Origin of the sequence: Acinetobacter sp. Swhac1 (assembly GCF_013390985.1) — a bacterium.
Taxonomy (GTDB): Bacteria; Pseudomonadota; Gammaproteobacteria; order Pseudomonadales; family Moraxellaceae; genus Acinetobacter; species Acinetobacter towneri.
Map to the genome: position 1 here is coordinate 1 of NZ_JACASN010000054.1, position 7,317 is coordinate 7,317.

7 protein-coding genes and 1 pseudogene are annotated in these 7,317 nt (G+C 42.0%); 2 read left to right on the forward strand and 6 right to left on the reverse strand.

Annotation, left to right across the window (positions count from 1 at the left end):
- Positions 1-335: 335 nt before the first annotated feature.
- Positions 336-1,025, reverse strand: coding sequence for an endonuclease III (gene nth, locus HX743_RS15140; protein WP_178319617.1), 690 nt, complete (start codon positions 1,023-1,025; stop codon positions 336-338).
- A 92-nt stretch (positions 1,026-1,117) separates the two neighbouring features.
- Complete coding sequence (locus tag HX743_RS15145; protein WP_004970712.1) at positions 1,118-1,912, reverse strand: RnfABCDGE type electron transport complex subunit B; 795 nt, start codon at positions 1,910-1,912, stop codon at positions 1,118-1,120.
- Positions 1,913-2,269: 357 nt separating this feature from the next.
- On the opposite strand from HX743_RS15145, the gene gdhA reads away from it, so the two are divergent.
- Positions 2,270-3,613: an NADP-specific glutamate dehydrogenase gene (gene gdhA / locus HX743_RS15150; RefSeq protein ID WP_004970711.1), complete on the forward strand. Its 1,344-nt coding sequence runs from the start codon at positions 2,270-2,272 to the stop codon at positions 3,611-3,613.
- Between the two features lie 72 nt (positions 3,614-3,685).
- Here gdhA and HX743_RS15155 read toward each other — a convergent pair whose 3' ends face one another.
- The 3 genes from HX743_RS15155 to rlmH all read right to left on the reverse strand — a co-directional run bounded on the left by HX743_RS15155 (position 3,686) and on the right by rlmH (position 6,017).
- Complete coding sequence (locus HX743_RS15155) at positions 3,686-4,468, reverse strand: META and DUF4377 domain-containing protein (protein ID WP_104852316.1); 783 nt, start codon at positions 4,466-4,468, stop codon at positions 3,686-3,688.
- A gap of 139 nt (positions 4,469-4,607) precedes the next feature.
- Positions 4,608-5,384: a dioxygenase gene (locus HX743_RS15160; RefSeq protein WP_096901485.1), complete on the reverse strand. Its 777-nt coding sequence runs from the start codon at positions 5,382-5,384 to the stop codon at positions 4,608-4,610.
- Positions 5,385-5,534: 150 nt separating this feature from the next.
- Entirely contained in the window at positions 5,535-6,017 is a 483-nt protein-coding gene (gene rlmH / locus HX743_RS15165; protein ID WP_026438445.1) for a 23S rRNA (pseudouridine(1915)-N(3))-methyltransferase RlmH, read from the reverse strand.
- A gap of 157 nt (positions 6,018-6,174) precedes the next feature.
- Here rlmH and HX743_RS15170 point away from each other — a divergent pair, with 157 nt between their 5' ends.
- Entirely contained in the window at positions 6,175-7,101 is a 927-nt protein-coding gene (locus HX743_RS15170; RefSeq protein WP_372238854.1) for a M28 family peptidase, read from the forward strand.
- Here the strand turns inward: HX743_RS15170 and HX743_RS15175 are convergent.
- Positions 7,008-7,317: pseudogene (locus HX743_RS15175) on the reverse strand (IS4 family transposase); the annotation flags it as partial. The gene HX743_RS15170 and the pseudogene HX743_RS15175 overlap by 94 nt on opposite strands.

Below are 7,317 nucleotides of genomic sequence, written 5' to 3' on the forward strand. Positions count from 1 at the left end.
TTGTTCCATTTTAGAGATTTGTTTAAGATAAGATATAACTCATTGAGATGTGTCATAGTATTCGTCGTTAGAAAACAATTATTGTGACATTATTTCAATGAGTTATCTATTTTTGTCGTGTACAGAGGTAATTTTTATAAAATCTCAAGCAGTTACAGAGACAAAAAGATTAGGTAACGGTGAAAATACCAACCATGAAGAAACAAGTTCATCTCTGTACAATCTTGTGCATAGATTGCACAGTTATCCACACTATTTTGGATGATTCGCATTGCTTTGATGATCTAGCATGTCATCAATAAGTTTAGATCACTTTGGAAACTCTACCGAAGTACTTACTTAGATACAGAGTTGTGATGAATTTCATGCAGCGTGATATGCCGATGCGCGCCAAATTCAAAGCGATCAGGCCAGTTACACACATCTGACACCACACATTCAGCACATTTAGGCTTACGCGCAATACAACAATAACGGCCATGTAAAATCAGCCAGTGATGTGAGTCAATTAAAAACTCTTTAGGAATGACTTTAATTAAACGGTGTTCGACTTCTAAAACATTTTTACCCACAGCTAAACCTGTACGGTTACCTAAGCGGAAAATATGCGTATCGACCGCCATAGTAGGCTGTCCAAATGCGGTATTTAACACTACATTGGCCGTTTTGCGTCCCACGCCGGGCAAGGCTTCTAAATCGGCACGATTATCAGGCACGATGCTGCCGTGTTTTTCGATGAGAATTTTGCAGGTTTTAATGACATTTTCTGCTTTGGAATTATACAGCCCGATGGTTTTAATATATTCTTTTAAACCTTCCACACCTAAGGCATAAATTGCTTCGGGCGTATTGGCAACAGGAAACAGTTTGTCGGTGGCTTTATTGACGCTGACATCGGTCGCTTGTGCTGATAAGGTCACTGCAATCAGCAATTCAAATGGATTGGAAAAATTCAGTTCAGTGGTCGGATTTGGACGTTGGTCACGCAAGCGCTCAAAAAAAGTCTGAATTTGCTTTTTGGTCATATTTTTAGACAGCTTTTCTTTGAGCGTGGTGCTTTTGGCAGCCGTTGTTTTGACCGCTTTATTGGTCAGACGTGTATTTCTTTCGGGCATGTTTATGCTCCTAATTCACGTAACTGTTGTTGTAAATTGGTTAGTAATAGCCGTTTTTTCTCATCGTCACGCACACTGAGTTGTTTTTCGAGTTTTTTAATTTGTGTGCGTAATTTTGCCAGTTCGATGGTGGTTTGTGCATCGGCAGTGGAAATCTGTTCATTTTTTTGTACAGGCAATTCAATCACAGGCACAGCAGCATCGGCTTGTGCAGAAAATTGAGCAAACAGTTCGGTATCAATTTCTGCACGTACCACAGGGCCTTTACGGTGCAGACGACGTTGTTCTTCACGTTGTATGTGGGCGTAGTAGCGTTGGCGTAAATCATTCTGTTCTGCCACTCGTGCGCTATCAGAAAGCAGGGGTTGTGTATCTTCTACCAAGTCAATGCAATCGACAGGGCAAGGCGGAATACACAATTCACAGCCAGTACATAAATCAGTCAAAATGCTGTGCATGAGTTTGCCTGAGCCTAAAATGGCATCGACAGGGCAGGCATTAATACATTTGGTACAACCAATGCACTCATCTTCACGAATTAGGGCTTTCATACGCTGTGGGCGTCCATCTGCCTGCACAGGCCAAACACTGGCTTCTGCGGTCAATACAGGGCGTTGCAGTAAGTTTGCTAGTGCATCTGCAACAGGTTGTCCACCGGGTACGCATTTATTGGCCGCTTCGCCTTCTGCAATCGCTTTGGCGTAGGGTAAACAGCCATCACGGTGACCACATAAGCCACATTGAGTTTGAGGGAGTAGCGCATCAATATTTTGAATCAGAGCAATTTGCGAATTCATGGACAAACCAATGCCACTTTAAACAGCAGCAGAAAAACGGAAGATAAGGCTAGGGGGAAATTCTAGGTCGATGATTTTAGCACGATTTTTGCTTTTAGGCTTGTGCGCAAATTAAGAACAACAATTGCTAGCTTTTTGGGCAAAAATGCTCAAAACTATGAATTAATTTGTTACATTAACTTATGGGCTTAACACGCTAAAAAATAAGTTAAATTTATGAAAATACAAATGTTTTAAAGTTTTTTGAAAAAAACTATTGTAGATTGTTAACAAAAGATATTTAATATTTTGCGCCAAAATATATCATTGATTGAAATTTTGACCAATTTTGATCCATTTTCTGCTGAGGATTAAGCGTTGAAATACAACAGCCTTAACGAATTCCTAGATTACGTTAAAACACGTGATGCACATCAACCAGAGTTTCTACAAGCTGTAGAAGAAGTAATGACCAGCCTTTGGCCGTTCATTGAAAAGAACCCTCAATATGCAGCACATGGTTTGCTTGAGCGTTTGGTTGAGCCTGAGCGTGCAATTCAGTTCCGCGTTTCTTGGGTAGATGACCAAGGTCAAACCCACGTAAACCGTGCATTCCGTGTACAGTACAACTCAGCAATTGGTCCATTTAAAGGTGGTATGCGTTTCCACCCATCAGTGAACCTTTCAATTTTAAAATTCTTAGGTTTTGAACAAACCTTTAAAAATGCTTTGACCACATTGCCAATGGGCGGTGGTAAAGGTGGTTCAGACTTTGACCCTAAAGGTAAGTCTGAAGGCGAAATTATGCGTTTCTGCCAAGCCTTAATGATCGAGTTATATCGTCATTTAGGTTCTAACACGGATATTCCTGCGGGTGATATTGGTGTAGGCGGTCGTGAAGTGGGTTACATGGCGGGTATGATGAAGAAGCTCAGCAATGACACTTCATGTGTATTCACAGGTAAAGGCTTGTCTTTCGGTGGTTCTTTGGCGCGTCCAGAAGCTACAGGTTACGGTACTGTGTATTTCGCTGAGGAAATGCTCAAGACTCGTGGCGATTGCTTTAAAGATAAAGTCGTTGCGATTTCTGGTTCAGGCAACGTTGCACAATTTGCTGCAGACAAAGCAATGTACTTGGGTGCGAAAGTAGTTTCACTTTCTGACTCGAATGGTACTGTGTACGTGAAAGAAGGTTTCACGCCAGAATTACTTGCTGAAGTGATGGAACTTAAAAACGTAAAACGTGGTCGTATTTCTGAATTTGCGTCTAAGCACGGTTTTGAATACCTTGAAGGTCAACGTCCTTGGGGTATTAAATGTGATATCGCGCTTCCATGTGCGACTCAAAACGAACTTGATGCGAATGATGCAGCAGCGCTTCTTGCAAACGGCGTAATCTGTGTTGCTGAAGGTGCGAACATGCCTTCTACACTTGAAGCGGTTGAGAAATTCGTTGAAGCGAAAATTCTTTATGCGCCAGGTAAAGCATCTAACGCCGGTGGTGTAGCAACTTCTGGTCTGGAAATGTCTCAAAACGCATTGCGTTTAGGCTGGACTTTCGAAGAAGTTGATGAGCGCTTACACGCAATCATGAAAGAAATTCACCGCAACTGCGTAAAATTCGGTACGAAAGAAGACGGTACCGTGAACTATGTAGACGGCGCAAACATCGCTGGCTTCGTAAAAGTTGCTGATGCAATGCTTTCTCAAGGCGTATTCTAAGTCTGACTGAGTTTAAGCTTGAAAAAAAACCGAGGTGAATGCCTCGGTTTTTTTTATATTGCGATTTTATCGTTATAGAGTGCCTTTGACTGCTTCACGCTCTACGGTCATGTCGAATACATAGGCATATTTAGACTGGTCAGCTGCCGGATTTTTAATTTCATAACGTTTTACCCGAATAATCTGACGCTCATTCGATGAATGCTGAAAACCTTCGATCTGATCGTAAAATAAAGTCCAGTCTTTATCGACCTGAGTCTTTAAGCCTTTTTCATCATATTTGATTTCTTTCACCTGTAAGCAGGTTTGCTGAGCTACACCCGTACAGGCTTTAGTCTGTGACGAAACTTCCAGGAAAATGGTTTCTGCCTGACCTTGGTATTTGGTTTCCGGTGTCATTTTTCCGGTAAAGACATATTTTTGACCATCAGCTGCAGTAATACTCAGTTTTGGCTGATTGGCATCATTTAGATCCAGACTAAACGGAATATTACGCTTTTGCAGAAGCTGGCTGATAAAACGTTCCTGTTCCATTAATGGTGCATCACATGCCATCATGGTGCCCATCATGTCACCCGTACTCAGGGAATTATCTTTAACAGTCCAGCTCGTGCCAAGGCCATTACAGCCAGAAGCTACACTTAGTCTGCCTCGTTGATCAAAGCTCAGAACAATCGGGCGTTGCAGCCCACGATCAAGTTCCCAGGTATAAGCGGGCAAAATTTGTGTAGGCGTTTTTAATGTGGTGGATAGAGTAGAAATAGCCGGATCTCCTGAAGTGGCAGGAAGATGTGAAGATTGACATGCAGTTAAAGCCAAAGGGAGCAGGGCAAGCGCAAAAATACTGAATTTCATTGGTTTATATTCTATGTGCTAAAGTTTCAACGTGATTATAATCAAGAGATTAACAAAAAATATGGATACAAATCGTAGCTTTTGCTAACAAAATGTATCCAAATTAAAAAGTCAGATTTTAAATAAGCGGAGCTATCGGTTAGTCAAAACGATAAATATCCATACCGAGTGAACCCATGCTAAAGCTGCTATGTACAATGTTAAATCGATCTCCCGTACCCATTGCAAAAAACAGCGGTGCAAAGTGTTCTAGGGTTGGGTGATTACGTGCTACATGTGGCAATTGTTGCCAATCTAGTACTGCATCATAATTGCGATGACTTAAATGCTGCACCACACGATTACGGAAACTAGATGCCCATTCAGGCACAGCCGCATTGGGTGTATTCCATGATAATTCACGTAAGTTATGGGTGATACTGCCTGAGCCAATCAGTAAAATTTGCTGTTCACGTAATGGCGCTAAACTTTGCCCAATGTGATAAATCTGTTCGGCGCTCATATTCATGGGCAAAGAAATGGTAATCACTGGAATATTGGCATCTGGATACATGTGTAGTAATGGCATCCATACGCCATGATCATGCGGGCGTGTGCTGTTGGCATGGGCAGCAAAGCCCGCATCAGCCAAACGCTGCAAAATATCTTCTGCCAGTTCAGGTAAGCCAGGTGCAGGGTAGCGCAGGGCGTACAAGGCTTCAGGAAAACCACGGAAGTCATGCCATGTTTCAGGGCGAATACCTGTGTTGACCTCCAGTGCATTACTTTCCCAATGCGCCGACATCACCACAATGGCTTGCGGTGTTGGCAAATTTTCACTTAAACGGCTGAGTGCAGGCCCGACCTGTTCAGGATTGAGTGCCAACATGGGCGAACCATGTGAGATAAATAAACCGGGTAATGTCTGTAAGTTCATGCCTAGATCCCTAAAGCCTGCTGTTCTACAGCATCGCAAAAAAGTGTGTATAGCGAAATGTACTTTTGTTCAACGCTATGTTGCAGCTTTGCAACGTCGTTTGAGTTGAAGATATTTTGATAACTCAACGTACAAATTGAATAAGTTGATTTAACCTGCACGATGATAAGGATGGTTGTGGTTGATGCTCATAGCACGGTATAGCTGCTCAATCAGCATCACGCGAACTAAAGGGTGTGGCAAAGTTAGTTTGGATAATGACCAATGCCATGCTGCTGCTTTACGTACTGCTTCAGAGTGACCATCTGGTCCACCAATCGCAAGCACGACATCATTGCCTTCTAGCATCCAGCCTTTCATGGTTTCTGCAAGTTTTTCGGTGCTGAACTCTTTGCCGCCCACTTCCAAGGCAATTAACAGCTCATTGTTTTTCATGGCATTTAAAATGCTATCACCTTCAATTTGGCGATATTTTAGAATATCGGCCTCAGAATCATTTTTGCCACGTTTCGCCATTGGCAGTTCGACAATTTGAGTCTGCACAAAAGGCTGAATCCGTTTGAAATAATCTTCAAAACCAGTCAGCACCCAAGCAGGCATTTTTTGTCCAATGGTCAGAATGCGAATTTTCATAGGCGAGTTCATGTAGCGATCAATCAGAATCTCGCATTATAACCATGATTCAACACAAGCGCTGTGTAACGACACAATTTGCAATTGAATTTGCCAACAGGCTGTTGCTTTAATACTCAGCAATCTTATTGGTCTTTTTTGTCTTGGAATTATCAGCATGCGCGCGTTTCAAAGTCAGCAGTTATATTCATGGATATTGGGCGCGGGTATGGGATTGATGACCACTGCTACATTTGCTGTGCCTGAGGCTCAATGGGCAGAACCAAACAATTTGCAAGTCTATATGCAGCAAGTGATTGGGCAGCAGGGTTTGGGTAATTCCGAACAGTATCGTCATTATAAAAATGTGATTGAACTGAATCGGGTTTCGGCATGGATTCGGGAACAAATGCGAGTATTTGGAATTCCGTGTCAATTTCAAAATTATGTGGTCAATCAGCAAAGCTACCGCAATGTGGTGTGCAAATTGAATATCGGTGCTGCGCAAAAAACGATTTTTGGTGCGCATTACGATGTTTATGGGCAGCAGCAGGGGGCAAATGACAACGCTTCTGGCGTTGCAGGTGTAATCGAAACAGCACGAATTTTGGCGCAGGAAAAGAATAAACTTAGTCAAAATGTTGAATTTGTTTTTTATACCTTGGCAGAGCCACCATTTTTTAAAACCGAGTCGATGGGCAGTTTTATACATGCCAAATCGGTACAGGCTGAAAAGGAAAAAATCCGTGCGGTGTATGTGCTGGATATGATTGGTTATTACGATAAAAATTTGGTGCAAAATTACCCAATCGGTTTAAAGTGGATTTACCCAAGTCATGGCAATTTTATTGTGGCATTGAGTAATATGCAGTCACGTGAAATGAGTGCAACCTATTGCAATACGATGCAGCGTTTGAACCAGTTGCAATGTGAGCGCGTGGTGGCACCGACTTTCATCAAGGGTATAGATTTTTCAGATCATTTAAATTATTGCTCTGTACACGACAAATTTCACAGAACCCTTATCCTATCAGGATTCTGCTTTCTTAAAATTGCCAAAATTTCCTTAAACTCTTCTTTTTTCCCAAAACCAATTAAACGCTGAATCGCCATTTGAACATAGTCTAAACCATAGCGAAATAAACTCATTGAGAGTCGTCCATGCTTCTTTATTTTTATCGCTTTTTTTTGATTATGTTGCCATTCACCCGTTAAGTAACACCAACAGAAGCTTATAGCTAACACCGCAATCAATTTTTTCACTCGTCTAGGGTCTGTCAAGCGCGTATTTTCAAGATTAAACCCGCGTCCTTTGAGACAA